This is a genomic window from Sphingomonas aerolata, from assembly GCF_003046295.1.
GTDB classification, from domain to species: domain Bacteria; phylum Pseudomonadota; class Alphaproteobacteria; order Sphingomonadales; family Sphingomonadaceae; genus Sphingomonas; species Sphingomonas aerolata.
Map to the genome: position 1 here is coordinate 1,346,458 of NZ_PZZN01000001.1, position 13,634 is coordinate 1,360,091.

A 13,634-nucleotide genomic window follows, 5' to 3' on the forward strand; every position below is an offset into this window, starting at 1 on the left:
AGCCTGACATTATGAACGCAGCACCGCTGGTCGCGCTGGTCGGCAATCCCAATGCCGGCAAGAGCGCGCTGTTCAATGCGCTGACGGGTGCGCGGCAGAAGGTCGGCAATTATCCAGGCGTGACGGTCGAGCGCAAGGCCGGACGGCTGACGCTCGACGACGGCCGCCCGGTCGAGCTGGTCGACCTTCCCGGCGCCTACAGCCTCGAGCCCTCCTCCCCCGACGAGCGCGTCACGCGCGACGTCGTCACCGGCACGCAGGACGGCGAACGCCTGCCCGATGCGCTGGTCGTGGTCGTCGATGCCGCCAATCTCGACAATCACCTGCGCTTCACGCTCCAGTTGATCGCGCTTGGCCTGCCCGTCGTAGTAGCGCTCAACATGGTCGACCTTGCCGAACGCGACGGGTTGAAACTCGACGCGGCGGTGCTTTCGCGCGAACTCGGCGTACCGGTGATCCCGACCGTCGCGGTCCGCAAACGCGGGCTCGACGCGCTGCGTGCGATCCTGACGCAGACTGTCGTCAACGGTCCGATCCGGCTGCGCAAGTCGGACGGCAGCGTGCAGGACGACATCGTCACGCTGCAACGGCGCGCGCGCGACATCGCGACGGCCGCCACGCTGTCCGAGACGCCGGTACGGCGCTGGACGCACATGCTCGACGGGGTCGCGCTGCATCCCATCGCCGGGCCGGTGCTACTGCTGGCGATCATGTTCCTGATGTTCCAGGCGGTCTTCAGCTGGGCGCAGCCGTTCATGGACCTGATCGACGGCGGCTTCACGGCGCTGCAGGCGTTCATCACGTCGGAGCTTCCCGATTCGCTGCTCCGGTCGCTGCTGGTCGACGGGGTGATCAAGGGCGTCGGCGCTGTGATCGTGTTCCTGCCGCAGATCCTGATCCTGTTCCTGTTCATCCTCGTGCTCGAGGCGAGCGGTTATATGGTCCGCGCGGCGTTCCTGATGGACCGCGTGATGGCGAGCGTCGGGCTGTCGGGGCGCGCGTTCATCCCGCTGCTGTCGAGCTTTGCCTGCGCGATCCCCGGCATCATGGCGACGCGGACGATCGACGACGAGAAGGACCGGCTGACGACGATCCTGATCGCGCCGCTGATGACCTGTTCGGCGCGGTTGCCGGTCTACACGCTGATCATCGGCGCCTTCATTCCCAACACGCAGGTGCTGCCGTTCGTCGGCCTTCAGGGTCTGGTGATGCTCGGGCTATACGTGATGGGGATCGTCGGTGCGTTCGTCGCCGCGCTGGTGCTGCGCCGGACGGTCACCAAGGGCGTGTCGTCGGGCTTCATGATGGAGATGCCGAAATATCAGTGGCCGCAGTGGCGCGACGTCGGCATCGGCCTGTGGAGCCGCGCGCAGATCTTCCTGAAGCGCGCGGGTGGCATCATCCTGATCTCCACCGTCATCCTCTGGGTGATGCTGAGCTTCCCCAAGCCGCCCGAGGGCAGCAAGGTATCGCCGGTCGATTATTCGGCGGCGGGACGGATCGCCAATGGCATCGCCCCGGTGTTCGCGCCGATCGGCTTCAACCGCGACATCGTGCTCGCGCTGATCCCGGCGATGGCCGCGCGCGAGGTTGCCGTCGCGGCGATCGGCACGGTCTATGCGATCGACGATCCCGACAGCAACCAGGGCGGCAAGGCGATGGTCGAGAATCTGCGTGGCCGCTGGAGCCTGCCGACCGCGCTCGCCTTCCTGATGTGGTTCGTGTTCGCGCCGCAGTGCATCTCGACGATCGCCGTCACGCGTCGCGAGACGAACGGGTGGAAATGGCCGGCGTTCATGGTTGGCTATTTGTTCGCCGCCGCCTACATCATGGCCGGAATCACATATTGGCTGGCGGTGTTCGCCGGCCTCTGAGGGGCATCATGGCAGGCAGCGTCAACAAGGTCATCATCGTCGGCAATCTCGGCCGCGATCCCGAAAGCAAGCAGTTCCAGAACGGCGGCAAGGTCGTCAATCTGCGCATCGCGACGTCCGAGTCCTGGAAGGACAAGATGTCGGGCGAGCGCAAGGAAAAGACCGAATGGCATTCGGTCGCCATCTTCAACGAAGGCCTCGCCAACGTCGCGGAGAAGTATCTGCGCAAGGGCTCGAAGGTCTATATCGAGGGCGCGCTCCAGACCCGCAAATGGCAGGACGCGCAGGGCCAGGACAAGTATTCGACCGAGATCGTGCTGCAGGGCTTCAACAGCGTGCTGACGATGCTCGACGGCCCGAATGGCGGCCAGGGCGGCGGCGCAGGCGGTGGCGGTGGTAGCCGCGGCGGCGGCGACGACTGGGCCGGCGGCGGCAACGACTTTGGCGGCGGCTCGTCGGGCGGCGGCGGCGGTTACGGCGGCGGCGGCGGTGGCCGCTCGGCGCCGTCGGGTGGCGGAAGTGGCGGCGGCGCACGCGGCGGCAGCTTTGGCCAGACCGGCGGGTTCTCGGACGATCTTGACGACGACGTGCCGTTCTAAGCATCGTGACGCCACCCGTTTCGACTCCAGTAGCGCCGAGCGTGTACGACGAGGCGGCGCGATCACGCGTCATCTCGTCCTACGATGTCGCGGGCGCGCGCATGCAGGGTGAGCTGGACGACATCGTGTCGTTCGCAGCCCGGTTGTGCGATGCGCCGATCGCGCTGCTGAGCCTGGTCGAGGAGGAATATCAGCGGTTCCTCTCACGCAGCGGCACCGATCTCGACCAGACGCCGCGGAGCCAGTCCTTCTGTGCGCATGCGATGCACCATCACGACGTGATGGAAGTGCCCGACGCGCAGGCCGATCCGCGGTTCGTGGACAACGCGCTCGTCACCGGTGCTCCGCATGTCCGCTTCTACGCGGGGGCGCCTCTGGTATCGAGCGAAGGCGTGCCGCTCGGCGCGCTGTGCGTGCTGGCGACGACGTCGCGGGCGGGGCTTACGCCGTTCCAGCGTGACGGGCTGACGCTGCTGGCCAAGGCGGCGATGGGGCGGCTCGACGATCGCCGGACCGCGCGCGAACAGGCCTTTGCCGAGGCGCGGGCGCGGCGTACGCTCGAGGCGAGCGATCTGCGGTTCCGGACGCTGGCCGACACGATGCCGCAGATGGTCTGGTCGACGCTGCCCGACGGCTTCCATGATTATTACAATGCGCGCTGGTACGAGTTTACCGGCACGACGCCCGGCACGACCGATGGCGAGGGCTGGAACGACGTGTTCCATCCCGAGGACCAGGACCGCGCCTGGACGATCTGGCGCCATTCGCTCGCGAGCGGCGAGCCCTATACGATCGAATATCGGTTGCGGCACCGGGACGGCACCTATCGCTGGGTGCTCGGCCGCGCGCTGCCCGTGCGCGACGACCAGGGCGCGATCACGCGCTGGTTCGGGACCTGCACCGACATCCACGAGCAGAAGCTCGCCTATGAAGAGCGCGAGGTGATCAGCCAGGAGCTGAGCCACCGGATCAAGAACATCTTCGCCGTCATCGCCGGACTCATCGCCTTTTCCGCGCGCGGCAAACCCGAATTTGCCGGGATCGCGACCGATCTGCGCCACCGCATCACGGCACTGGGCCGTGCACACGACTTCGTCCGCCCGCACAGCACCCAGTCGCGTCCGGAAGCCCCGCAGGACAGTCTGAAGGGCCTGCTGGGCGATCTGTTCGAACCCTATCGCGAGGATGGGACGGATCGTCTGATCGTGATCGGCGACGATGTGCGGATCGACGATCGTTCCGCGACCCCGCTCGCCCTGCTGTTCCACGAGCTTGCGACGAACGCGACGAAATACGGCGCGCTGTCGACTGTCGATGGGCATGTTGCGCTGACGATCGGGCATGACGAAGATGGCGCCACAGGCATGGTGCGCCTGATCTGGCGCGAGCAGGGTGGTCCGCCGATCGCACACCCGACGAGCCATAAGGGTTTCGGCAGTCAGCTGATCGAAATGAGTGCGGTTCGCCAGTTGGGCGGCACGGTGCGGCGCGACTGGCGTCCCGAGGGGCTGTGCGTCGAGATCGGGGTCCCCCTCCCCTCCTTCTGCCGCTGACCGCGCGGTCTCCCCGTCAGTTCCCGCGCCGTCGGATCTGGATCAGTTCGCTACCGCCGCGTAGCGCCTGACCCGTGGTCGCCAGTTCGGCGGCGGCGAGGATCGCGGCATCGTTGAACGGCTTGCGGATATAGCCGAGGCAATCGGCATCGCCGATCTGGCTGGGATTGGCGGTGACGAAGACGACCTTCACGCCGTGATCGCGCGCAATCGTCTCCGCAATCGACGGACCGGTCGGACCGTCGCGCAGATTGACGTCGACAAAGGCGAAATCGCATCCGGCCGCGGCGATGAGCGCGGTTTCGCGGTCCGCCGCGATCGCCACGACGTGATATCCCGCGTCGATCAGGATCCTTTCGAGATCCAGCGCGACGAAGATTTCATCTTCAACGATCATGGCGGTCTTGGTCATTGTCGTGGCAACCGTTGGCCGGGCTATCCGTTCCTTCGGTTTATTGATTTGAATCAAGAACGTGTAGCGAATTGAAACAAATAACCTGTGTTACCGGGGGAGCGCCCGGGTCATGCCCCCGGTTCGCCCCGCAACAGGAATACGGCGTGCTCGGCGAGCAGGTTGGCGGCCGCCGACGTCGTCTGCTTGTCGCCCGACAGGAACCAGGCGCCCTCGACGATCACGCCGCGCTGCCGGAGGAACGCACGGAAGTCGTCGATCGTGACGTGATGGATGTTGGGGGTGTCGTACCAGCTTTCGGGCAATTGCCGCGTGACCGGCATCCGCCCGCCCCACAGCAGCGACAGCCGCACACGCCAATGCGCGAAGTTGGGAAAGCTGACAAAGGCGCGCCGACCGATCCGCAGCAGATGGTCGAGCACCAGATCGGGCGCGCGCGCGGTCTGCAATGTCTGGCTGAGGATCGCATAGTCGAAGCTGGCATCGGGATAGCCCTGCAGGTCGACATCGGCGTCGCCCTGGATCACCGACAGGCCGCGGCCTACCGCGGCCGCAACGTTGCCCGGATCGATCTCCAGCCCGCGCGCATCGACCGCGCGCTCGTCCCGGAGCGCCGCCATCAGCGCGCCGTCGCCGCATCCGACGTCGAGCACGCGCGACCCACGGGCCACGTGATGCGCGATGATCCCCAGGTCGGCGCGCAGGGTCTCCTGCGGCGTCGGGGTGCTCATGCCCCTGCCCTCAGAAATCCGTCGACGACGCGGTTGAGCTCGGGCGCCTCGAGCAAGAAGGCGTCATGGCCGTACGGGCTGCTGAGCTCGACGAAGCTGACCGGTGCGCCTGCGGCATTGAGCGCCTGGACGATGCTGCGCGATTCCGCGGTCGGATAGAGCCAGTCGGTGTCGAAGCTGACGAGGCAGAAGCGCGCCCTGGTCGCGCGGAAGGCGTTGGCGAGCAGCCCGCCATGCTCCTCCGCGAGATCGAAATAGTCCATCGCGCGGGTGATATAGAGATAGGAATTGGCGTCGAACCGGTCGGTGAAGGCGAGCCCCTGATGCCGCAGATAGCTCTCGACCTGGAAATCGGCATCGAAGCCGAACGACTTGGCATCGCGCGCCTGCAGGCGTCGGCCGAACTTCTCGGTCAGCCCGGCTTCCGACAAATAGGTGATGTGCGCCGCCATCCGCGCGACCGCGAGCCCCGCGGTCGGCGCGGACTCGTCGTGATAATCGCCGCCGCGCCAGTTCGGATCGGCCATCACCGCCTGGCGGCCGACCTCGTGAAAGGCGATGTTCTGCGCGGTGTGGCGCGCGGTCGATGCGATCACGACACAGGCGCGGACCCGGTCGGGAAAGGTCGCGGGCCAGCTCAGCGCCTGCATCCCGCCCATCGACCCGCCGACCACCGCCTGCAGCACGTCGATGCCGAGATGGTCGAGCAGCATCGCCTGCGCACGGACCATGTCGCGGATCGTGATGACCGGAAACCCCATCGCCCAGGCGCGCCCGGTCGCGGGGTTGATCGTCGCAGGCCCCGACGAGCCCATGCAACTGCCGAGCACATTGGCGCAGACGATGAAATGCCGCGCGGGATCGATCGGCCGCCCCTCGCCGACCATGCGCGTCCACCAGCCGGGCTTGCCGGTCCGGGGATGCGTCGAGGCGACATGCTGATCACCGGTCAGCGCATGACAGATCAGGACCGCATTCGAGGCGTCGGCATTCAGCGTGCCATAGGTTTCATAGGCAATGTCGACCGGCGACAGCAGCACGCCGCCATCGAGCCGCAAGGGTCCCGGCAAGGTCACGCGACGCGCCAGGCCGAAGCGCGCGTCGGTCGTCCGGTCGGGATCAATCGTGTCGAGCATGACGCGTCCGCTACCACAACCATTTGCCACTGCGCCACACCGACCGCTATGCCCCGCGGCCATGACAAACATCATGCCCGCACCCACGCCGAAGCCCTGGATCCTGGGGATCGCGCCGTACACGCCCGGTCGCTCGACGACCGATGATGGCCGCACGGTGATCAAGCTGTCGTCGAACGAGAACCCGCTCGGGACGAGCCCCGCGGCAAAGGCCGCGTTCGACGGCGCGGATCACACGCTCGAACGCTATCCCGACGCCAGCGCGACCGCACTGCGCGAGGCGCTGGCGGCGCATTACGACCTGGATCCGGCGCGCGTAATCTATGGCACCGGATCGGACGAGATCCTGCATCTGGTCGCGGGCGCCTATGCAGGCCCCGGCGACGAGATCATCCATGTCCGCTACGGCTTTGCGGTGTACGAGATCGCGACGCGGCGCGTCGGCGCGGAGCCGGTCGTCGTCGACGACCGCGACTATGCGACCGATGTCGACGCGATCCTCGCCGCGGTCACCGAACGCACCCGCGTCGTGTTCGTCGCCAACCCGAACAACCCGACCGGCACCTTCACGCCGCGCGCGGAGATCGCCCGGCTGCACGCCGGTCTGCCGCGTTCGGTGCTGCTGGTGCTCGACCAGGCCTATGCCGAATATCTCAGCCCCGAGGAGGATGATGCGGGCCTCGCGCTGGCGATGACCGAGGCGAACGTGCTCGTCACGCGGACCTTCTCGAAGATTCACGGCCTTGCCGCCGAGCGGATCGGCTGGGGCTATGCCTGCGCGCCGATCATCGATGCGATGCACCGCATCCGTGCGCCCTTCAACGTCACGACGGCGGGACAGGCGGCGGCCGTCGCGGCGCTGGCGGATACCGGCTTCGTCGATGCGACTCGCGCGCACAACGACCGCTGGCGCGGCTGGTTCGTCGAGCAGGTCGCGCAGATGGGCAATGCAGGGCTTCGCTGTGTACCCTCCAAGGCGAATTTCGTGCTCGTCCTGTTCGAAGGTCAGCTGACCGCCGACGCGGCCTATCACGGGCTGATGGAGGCGGGGTATATCGTCCGCTGGCTGCCCGGACAGGGCCTTCCCAACGCGTTGCGCATCACGATCGGCACCGAGGATGAGACGCGCGGTGTGATCGCGGCGTTGCGCGCGCTGGTCGAGCGGGGCTGATGTTGCCGTTCGCACGCGTCACGATCCTGGGACTGGGGCTGATCGGATCGTCGATCGCGCGCGGCGTGCTGCAGGCGATGCCGACGGTGCGGCTCACCGGCTATGACGCCGATCCCGCGGTGCGTGCGACCGCGGACCGGCTCGAGCTGTGCCACGACATCGCCGACACCGCGGGCAGTGCGGTGATCGACGCCGATCTGGTGATCCTGTGCGTCCCCGTCGGCGCGATGGCGGCGGTCGCGGCGGAGTTTGCCGCGGACCTGCCCGCCGAGGCGATCGTCAGCGATGTCGGCAGCAGCAAGACCGAGGTCGCGCGCGTGCTGGCGGAGGCGCTGCCGGGCGCGACAGTAATCCCTGCGCATCCGGTCGCAGGGACCGAGCGCAGCGGGCCCGAAGCTGGGTTCGCGACGCTGTTCAACCATCGCTGGTGCATCGTCACGCCCCCCGAGGGCGCCGATCCGGCAGCGGTCGAGCGGATTGCCGATTTCTGGCGGCGACTGGGCGCGCAGATCGAGTTCATGGCCCCCGATCATCACGACCGGGTGCTCGCGATCACCAGCCATCTGCCCCATCTGATCGCCTACACGATCGTCGGCACCGCAAGCGACCTCGAAGAGGTCACCCAGTCCGAGGTGATCAAATATTCGGCGGGCGGCTTTCGCGATTTCACGCGTATCGCCGCGTCGGATCCAACGATGTGGCGCGACGTGTTCCTGACCAACCGCGAGGCGGTGCTCGACATGCTGCAGCGTTTTTCGGAGGATCTCAGTGCGCTGCAACGCGCGATCCGCTGGGGCAAGGGCGACGAGCTTTTCGACCTGTTCACGCGCACCCGCGCGGTGCGCCGGTCGATCGTCGAACAGGGTCAGGACGACGACGCCGCCGATTTCGGCCGCGCGCACGACTGACCCCGTTTGAGCGGCACCAGCGGCGTCAGCCGTCGAGCGCGTTCATCGCCGCATGGACGCGCGCCTCGGCCTCCTCGCGCTTGAGACCGGCCGGGACGACCTCGCCGAAGCGGAAGGTGATGACGCCCGCGCGCTTGGGCCCCTTGCGCGGCCAGACGGTGCCGCTGTCGCAGGCGATCGGGACCGTCGGCATGCCGAGCGCGCGGTACAGCCCGGCAAAACCCGGCTTGAGCGGGGGATGCTCGCCCGGCGCGACCCGGGTGCCTTCGGGGAAGATCAGGACCGAGCGCCCGGTCGCCTTGGCCGCGATCGCCTCGCGCATCATGTTGCGCAGCGCCTTGGCCGACGCGTCGCGGTCGACGACGATCGCACCATAGCGCCGCGCCGCCCATCCCCAGGCGGGGATGTCCGCCAGTTCGCGCTTCAGGACGATCGCCGGCCCGTCGAGCAGCGCCTGGAGCTCGAGCGTCTCGAACATCGCCTGGTGCTTGCACGCGTAGAAGGCCGCGCCGGCGGGTCGCGTCCCCTCGATCCGGATCTGGATGCCGAGGATCCAACGCGTCGCCCAGCGGTGGAACCGCGTCCACACCGTCGAATGGACGATCACCGCGCGCGACCCGAACAGCGCGCTGATCGGCACGGTCAGCACGATCGGCGCCGAGATACTGTAAAAGACGATCATGAAGACGATCGTTCGTAACCAGGCGATCATGCGCCAAATCCTATCCACAATGCGATCCGTCGCAGGATCAACTTGTTGTATTCGTTGACCAGCGTCCCGAGCCGCGGCGTGCCGGGGACGCCGTCGCCGAGCACCAGCACCCGCGGCCCGAGCACCGCGGCAAGCTCCATCTTGGCGCGCGGGACATGCCAGTCCGAGGTGACGAGGCGCACGGTACGATAGTCGTGCGTCTTGACCCAGCGCGCGGTTTCCTCGGCATTCGACCGCGTATCCACCGCATCCGCGCCGAGATCGACGCAACAGGCGAAGACGCTGGGCGAGGTGCGATATTCGAGCGCGAGGTCGATCGGGCGGACGCCGGGCGCGACTCCGGTCACGAGCATCCGCTTGGCCTGGCGGTCGCGCAGCAGCGCCAGACCGCGATCGATCCGCCCTGCCCCGCCGGTCGGCACGACGATCGCATCGGTGGTCGAGCCATTGAGCGGCGGCGGCAGGAGCAGCATGAACGCGGCGAACCCGAGCGCCCAGACGAGCACACCGACACCCAGAAGGCGGACGATCACAGGGTCGTCCTCATCGCGCGCACGATCGTCGCGCGCGCGGCGACCATCGCCAGCACGATGAACCCGATCGGCATCGCGCCCAGCGTGGCCCAGTCGGTCGAGGATAACCGCCCCCCGTCGAGCAGTTCGGAGCCCAGCCCCTGCAACCGGGTCATGATCAGCAAAATGACGGCGATCGCGACGCCGGCACCGGCCACGCCGCCGATCGCGGCGTCGATCGCCACCCGACGCTGGAAGAGACGCGCGACCTGCAGATCGGTCGACCCCAGCATGTGCATGACCTCGATCGTCGCGCGGTGCGTTTCAAGTCCTGCGCGCGCCGCCAGCACGACGACTGCGGCGGTCGCGCCGGCCATCAGCAGGACGATGCCGAGCGCGAGCAGCGTCAGCGAGCGCATCACCCCGCTGACGGGTGACATCCAGGTTTCGTGCCGGTCGACGCGCGCGGTCGGCGCAACGCCGCGAACCGCGCGCGCGACCGCTGCGACCGCGGCATCGTCCTGGCCGCCCAGATCGACGTCGATCATCGCCGGCACGGGCAGCCCCGGATCGGCGCCGTCGCTGCCGAGCCAGGGTCGCAACAGCCGCGTCAGCTCGGCGCGATCGACCGCGGCGACGCGGGTCACCTCCGGCAGCGTCCGCAGCGTCGCGAGGACGCGGGCGGCACTGGCATCACGCCGAACCGGGTCGCCGTCGATGATCTGGACCGTCAGCCGTCCCGCCAGCTGACGATCGAGCGCGCGCGCGGCACCCGCGGTCCCCAGCCCGAGCGCGGCGGCGAGCATGGTAAGGAACAACATGATCGCCATGACCCAGGTCATGGCACGGACGCCGCCAGCCTCGTCGAGCACGCGACGTTCGGATGCGCGGCTCATGGCTCGGCCCGGGGCGATGGGGGGTACTGCAACGACCCGGTCGGATCGAGCAACCGGCCGTGATCGAGCCGCATCATCTGCGCGGTCGGAATCCGGTTGAGAAGGTGCAGATCATGCGTCGCGACCACCACCGTCGTGCCGAGCTTGTTGAGCGATTCGAACAGATGCAGCAGCCGCTCGGCCATGTCGGGATCGACATTGCCGGTCGGCTCGTCCGCGACCAGCATCTCGGGCCGGGCGATCACCGCGCGGGCGATCGCGACGCGTTGCTGCTCACCACCCGACAGCGTCGCCGGTCGCGCCTCGGCGCGTTCGGTCAGGCCGACCCAGGCGAGCATCTCCTCGACGGGTTGGCGCAGGTCCGCCTCGGGCATCCCCGCGACGCGCAGCGGCAGAGCGATATTGTCCCAGGTCGACAGATGCGGGACGAGCCGGAAATCCTGGAACACCACGCCGATGCGGCGGCGAAACCCCGGCATCCGGTCACGCGGGAGCAGCACGGCATCCTCGCCGAACAGCCGGATCACCCCGCGGCTCGGCCGCTGCGCGAGATAGAGCAGTCGTAGCAACGACGTCTTGCCCGCGCCGCTTGCGCCGGTCAGAAAGTAGAAGGCGCCGCTGCGCAGCGTGAACGAGATGTCGGACAGCGTTTCCGCGCCGGTGTCGTAGCGCAAGCCAACATTTTCGAACTGCACGATATTCGCCATGAAATTGGTCGCGCCCGCCCGAGTTCGCCTGTGCCGTCAGCCTCGCTTTCGCATGAAAGCGCGCGCGGCTTCAAGCTGGCGGCCATCTGCAGCGTGTCAGACAGCATCCGGGCGCATGATGCTTGCCACGAGCGGGGGCCACGTGCTTAGTTTGACGGCGAACGGCCCCGTCCCGCGGCCCGCAGTGAATCGTGCCCGATGATCCTCCAATGCCCCGAGTGCAGCACACGCTATCTGGTCCCCGACAGCGCGATCGGCACCGAAGGTCGGACCGTGCGCTGTGCCAATTGCCGCCACAGCTGGTTCCAGGCCGCGACGGACGTCACGGCGCCCGACGCGCCGGCCCCTGCGGAGGCAATGCCCGCGGCCCCGCTCGGCTTCGCGCCCGCGCCGCCGTTCGGCGCAGCGTTTGACGCCGAGCCCGCCGCGCCCCCGGTCTGGCCCAATCCGGCGTGGCCCAATCCGTCCTCGCCCACCCCGTCCGGCGTTCCGATGTCTTCGCCGCCTTCGGCTGCGCAGACCGCCGACGACCTGCCGCCGCCGATCATCCGACCCTTTGCGCCATTGGTCGCCGCGCCGGCTCCCCCTTCTTCTGCCGCGCCGGATGTCGAAGATGCGCAGGCCGTACTGCCGGCGGCTGCGACGATCGTGTCTGCCACGACCACCGACAGCGCCGCTCCGCCCTCCTATGCGGGCAGCCGGAGCGACGCCGATTCCTATGATGCATTCGCACATGCCCCGCCGTTCCGCGCACGGCGCAACACCACCCGGTTGTGGACGATCGGTGCGGTGGCGGCCGGGCTTCTGATGCTGCTGGGCGTCGCTGCGATCCTCTATGTCGGCGCGCCCGGCCTTGCGACGCAGCTTGGACTCGTGACGGGCGCGGACGAGACGCCGCTGCGGCTGCGCGACAATCCGATCGAGCGCCGCGAACTGGACAACGGATCCGAGCTGTTCGCGGTCAGCGGGCAGGTTATCAACCCCTCCGATTCGACGCAGCGTGTGCCCGACATCCGCGCCGAGCTGCGCGATGCGCAGGGCCGGATTGTGTATAGCTGGACGATCACCCCGCAAAAGCGGACGCTGACACCCGGCGCCGCGATCGATTTCAACTCCGCCAAGCTCGACGTGCCGTCGAATTCGAAACGGCTCGAACTGAGCTTTGTGGGCGAAGACGCCTCCTGATCCGGTCCCCCCGCCCCGACGCGGTGGCGGCATAGGGCCCTGCGGCATGATTTTCTCGCAGCGGCGCGCATTCGATGGCGAAAGGGCGTTGCGGGATCGCAAAAGCCTTGCTAGTGGCACCGGCCTACCAGCTAGCCGGCTTGTCCGGTCAGTGTTTCACGTGCGGCCGTGGCGGAACTGGTAGACGCGCAACGTTGAGGTCGTTGTGGGCGAAAGCCCGTGGAAGTTCGAGTCTTCTCGGCCGCACCACTTTCCTCGTTTCTACCGACCCGGATCAGAACCACCCCCATGGGGGACATGACGGTCCGTCCTGCGGGATCCTGTCAAAGCGGAGCACGGCGATGGCCGATTCGATCGACGACCAGATCATCGAAACGCCCGATGGCCCGATGACGTTCGCGCAGTGGAAGAAGAAGCACCCCGTGCAGCTCCCGTCGCGCCGCACCAAGGGCAAGAAGCTTCCCAACAAGGTGAAGTTGACGACCGACGAGGTTTAGTCGCCGGTCGTCGTTGCCAGGCCCCTGGGAGGGGGGATGGGGACCTGACAATCGGGGTTTGACTCCAGCACCCGGGACAAAGTCACGAGCGATAGCGGCGCAACGAAGCGAAGCCCGAATCGGTTGCCACGCCGCCAGCAGATTGCCGCAAAAATCGCGAGTCCGCCGGGATCGACGACGAGCTGGGCCGCCTGCCCCTGTGAAAAATGCCCGCAGAGTGACGCCGCGACCTCGAGTTTCGCGCCGCCGGTCGAGATGTCGACCAGCCTTGCAGCATACCAATACCCCTCGACATTCAGCCTGACTGGTGCCGAAACCACGAATCGTGGCGATCGGGCGATCATCCCGGCGGCGTCGCGCGTCGCGAAGACGGGGTCGATCACATGCGGCTCGTCGAAATCGACCCCTGCGTGAAACCCGTCGACCCAGCGGACGGTGGCGCGGAGCAACGGCATGCCCCGCACCTTGATCTCGAGCGTCTCACCAAGCGCTGGCAGCGTGGTGAAGCGCGCCTTCAGACCGACGGTCGAAATGTCATGGACGAGACAGATCGAGCCGCGGTCGGCATGCATGACCCGGCCGATCAGCAGGACGGTCGCATGGCGTCGACCGGCACGCCGGTCGCGGTCCGCGGGCCGGCGCAGATCTGCTCCGCTCCCGCCGTCACCGCCGGTTGCGTCTTCCTCGTCAGGCCCGGAGAGCACGCGCCGTCTCCCCGCCGCCATGCGATCGGGAGGCGCG

The 13,634-nt window shown here is 67.7% G+C and carries 15 protein-coding genes and 1 tRNA gene; 8 read left to right on the forward strand and 8 right to left on the reverse strand.

The window, feature by feature from the left end; genetic code table 11:
* Window positions 1–11 precede the first annotated feature (11 nt).
* From feoB to C8J24_RS06285, 3 genes are read left to right on the forward strand one after another with little or no spacing between them, the layout of a single operon-like run.
* A complete protein-coding gene (gene feoB / locus C8J24_RS06275; protein ID WP_107931035.1) occupies window positions 12–1,874 on the forward strand; it encodes a ferrous iron transporter B in 1,863 nt (620 codons plus the stop codon).
* 8 nt (window positions 1,875–1,882) lie between these two features.
* A complete protein-coding gene (gene ssb / locus C8J24_RS06280) occupies window positions 1,883–2,473 on the forward strand; it encodes a single-stranded DNA-binding protein (protein ID WP_056673254.1) in 591 nt (196 codons plus the stop codon).
* A gap of 5 nt (window positions 2,474–2,478) precedes the next feature.
* Window positions 2,479–4,026 (forward strand): sensor histidine kinase, encoded by a 1,548-nt coding sequence (locus C8J24_RS06285; protein ID WP_244180446.1) that lies wholly within the window; start codon window positions 2,479–2,481, stop codon window positions 4,024–4,026.
* A 16-nt stretch (window positions 4,027–4,042) separates the two neighbouring features.
* Here the strand turns inward: C8J24_RS06285 and C8J24_RS06290 are convergent, their stop codons facing one another.
* From C8J24_RS06290 to metX, 3 genes are all read right to left on the reverse strand, one after another.
* Window positions 4,043–4,438: a response regulator gene (locus C8J24_RS06290; protein ID WP_031439515.1), complete on the reverse strand. Its 396-nt coding sequence runs from the start codon at window positions 4,436–4,438 to the stop codon at window positions 4,043–4,045.
* A 110-nt stretch (window positions 4,439–4,548) separates the two neighbouring features.
* Window positions 4,549–5,169, reverse strand: coding sequence for a methionine biosynthesis protein MetW (gene metW, locus C8J24_RS06295; RefSeq protein WP_107931036.1), 621 nt, complete (start codon window positions 5,167–5,169; stop codon window positions 4,549–4,551).
* A complete protein-coding gene (gene metX, locus C8J24_RS06300) occupies window positions 5,166–6,305 on the reverse strand; it encodes a homoserine O-acetyltransferase MetX (protein WP_056673248.1) in 1,140 nt (379 codons plus the stop codon). Before metX ends, metW begins: the two co-directional genes overlap by 4 nt.
* A gap of 73 nt (window positions 6,306–6,378) precedes the next feature.
* Here metX and hisC point away from each other — a divergent pair, with 73 nt between their 5' ends.
* Window positions 6,379–7,476: a histidinol-phosphate transaminase gene (gene hisC, locus C8J24_RS06305; RefSeq protein ID WP_031439518.1), complete on the forward strand. Its 1,098-nt coding sequence runs from the start codon at window positions 6,379–6,381 to the stop codon at window positions 7,474–7,476.
* On the forward strand, window positions 7,476–8,384 hold the full coding sequence (locus C8J24_RS06310; protein ID WP_107931039.1) for a prephenate/arogenate dehydrogenase family protein: 909 nt from the start codon (window positions 7,476–7,478) through the stop codon (window positions 8,382–8,384). The genes hisC and C8J24_RS06310 overlap by 1 nt, the downstream gene beginning before the upstream one ends.
* A 25-nt stretch (window positions 8,385–8,409) precedes the next feature.
* Here C8J24_RS06310 and C8J24_RS06315 read toward each other — a convergent pair whose 3' ends face one another.
* From C8J24_RS06315 to ftsE, 4 genes are read right to left on the reverse strand one after another with little or no spacing between them, the layout of a single operon-like run.
* Window positions 8,410–9,096: a lysophospholipid acyltransferase family protein gene (locus tag C8J24_RS06315; RefSeq protein WP_031393672.1), complete on the reverse strand. Its 687-nt coding sequence runs from the start codon at window positions 9,094–9,096 to the stop codon at window positions 8,410–8,412.
* The gene (locus tag C8J24_RS06320; protein WP_031393671.1) at window positions 9,093–9,629 is read right to left on the reverse strand and encodes a YdcF family protein; all 537 of its coding nucleotides are present in this window, start codon (window positions 9,627–9,629) and stop codon (window positions 9,093–9,095) included. Before C8J24_RS06320 ends, C8J24_RS06315 begins: the two co-directional genes overlap by 4 nt.
* The gene (locus C8J24_RS06325) at window positions 9,626–10,504 is read right to left on the reverse strand and encodes a cell division protein FtsX (RefSeq protein ID WP_082446879.1); all 879 of its coding nucleotides are present in this window, start codon (window positions 10,502–10,504) and stop codon (window positions 9,626–9,628) included. The genes C8J24_RS06320 and C8J24_RS06325 overlap by 4 nt, the downstream gene beginning before the upstream one ends.
* Window positions 10,501–11,211, reverse strand: coding sequence for a cell division ATP-binding protein FtsE (gene ftsE, locus C8J24_RS06330; protein WP_056406665.1), 711 nt, complete (start codon window positions 11,209–11,211; stop codon window positions 10,501–10,503). The genes C8J24_RS06325 and ftsE overlap by 4 nt, the downstream gene beginning before the upstream one ends.
* A gap of 198 nt (window positions 11,212–11,409) precedes the next feature.
* Here ftsE and C8J24_RS17830 point away from each other — a divergent pair, with 198 nt between their 5' ends.
* From C8J24_RS17830 to C8J24_RS17525, 3 genes are all read left to right on the forward strand, one after another.
* Window positions 11,410–12,396 (forward strand): zinc-ribbon domain-containing protein, encoded by a 987-nt coding sequence (locus tag C8J24_RS17830; protein WP_244180448.1) that lies wholly within the window; start codon window positions 11,410–11,412, stop codon window positions 12,394–12,396.
* Between the two features lie 162 nt (window positions 12,397–12,558).
* Window positions 12,559–12,645: transfer RNA gene (locus tag C8J24_RS06345), tRNA-Leu, on the forward strand.
* Window positions 12,646–12,737: 92 nt separating this feature from the next.
* A complete protein-coding gene (locus tag C8J24_RS17525) occupies window positions 12,738–12,893 on the forward strand; it encodes a hypothetical protein (RefSeq protein ID WP_166746558.1) in 156 nt (51 codons plus the stop codon).
* On the opposite strand, the gene C8J24_RS06350 is transcribed toward C8J24_RS17525, so the two are convergent.
* Window positions 12,890–13,597 (reverse strand): PilZ domain-containing protein, encoded by a 708-nt coding sequence (locus tag C8J24_RS06350; RefSeq protein WP_167396708.1) that lies wholly within the window; start codon window positions 13,595–13,597, stop codon window positions 12,890–12,892. The two genes, C8J24_RS17525 and C8J24_RS06350, sit on opposite strands and share 4 nt — an antisense overlap.
* Between the last annotated feature and the right edge of the window lie 37 nt (window positions 13,598–13,634).

Coding starts and splice junctions, on each gene's coding strand:
- C8J24_RS17525 (WP_166746558.1), top strand. CDS start 12,738: ATGGCCGATTCGATCGACGACCAGATCATCGAAACGCCCGATGGCCCG.
- feoB (WP_107931035.1), top strand. CDS start 12: ATGAACGCAGCACCGCTGGTCGCGCTGGTCGGCAATCCCAATGCCGGC.
- C8J24_RS17830 (WP_244180448.1), top strand. CDS start 11,410: ATGATCCTCCAATGCCCCGAGTGCAGCACACGCTATCTGGTCCCCGAC.
- hisC (WP_031439518.1), top strand. CDS start 6,379: ATGCCCGCACCCACGCCGAAGCCCTGGATCCTGGGGATCGCGCCGTAC.
- metX (WP_056673248.1), bottom strand. CDS start 6,305: ATGCTCGACACGATTGATCCCGACCGGACGACCGACGCGCGCTTCGGC.
- C8J24_RS06325 (WP_082446879.1), bottom strand. CDS start 10,504: ATGAGCCGCGCATCCGAACGTCGCGTGCTCGACGAGGCTGGCGGCGTC.
- ssb (WP_056673254.1), top strand. CDS start 1,883: ATGGCAGGCAGCGTCAACAAGGTCATCATCGTCGGCAATCTCGGCCGC.
- C8J24_RS06315 (WP_031393672.1), bottom strand. CDS start 9,096: ATGATCGCCTGGTTACGAACGATCGTCTTCATGATCGTCTTTTACAGT.
- C8J24_RS06310 (WP_107931039.1), top strand. CDS start 7,476: ATGTTGCCGTTCGCACGCGTCACGATCCTGGGACTGGGGCTGATCGGA.
- ftsE (WP_056406665.1), bottom strand. CDS start 11,211: ATGGCGAATATCGTGCAGTTCGAAAATGTTGGCTTGCGCTACGACACC.
- C8J24_RS06290 (WP_031439515.1), bottom strand. CDS start 4,438: ATGACCAAGACCGCCATGATCGTTGAAGATGAAATCTTCGTCGCGCTG.
- metW (WP_107931036.1), bottom strand. CDS start 5,169: ATGAGCACCCCGACGCCGCAGGAGACCCTGCGCGCCGACCTGGGGATC.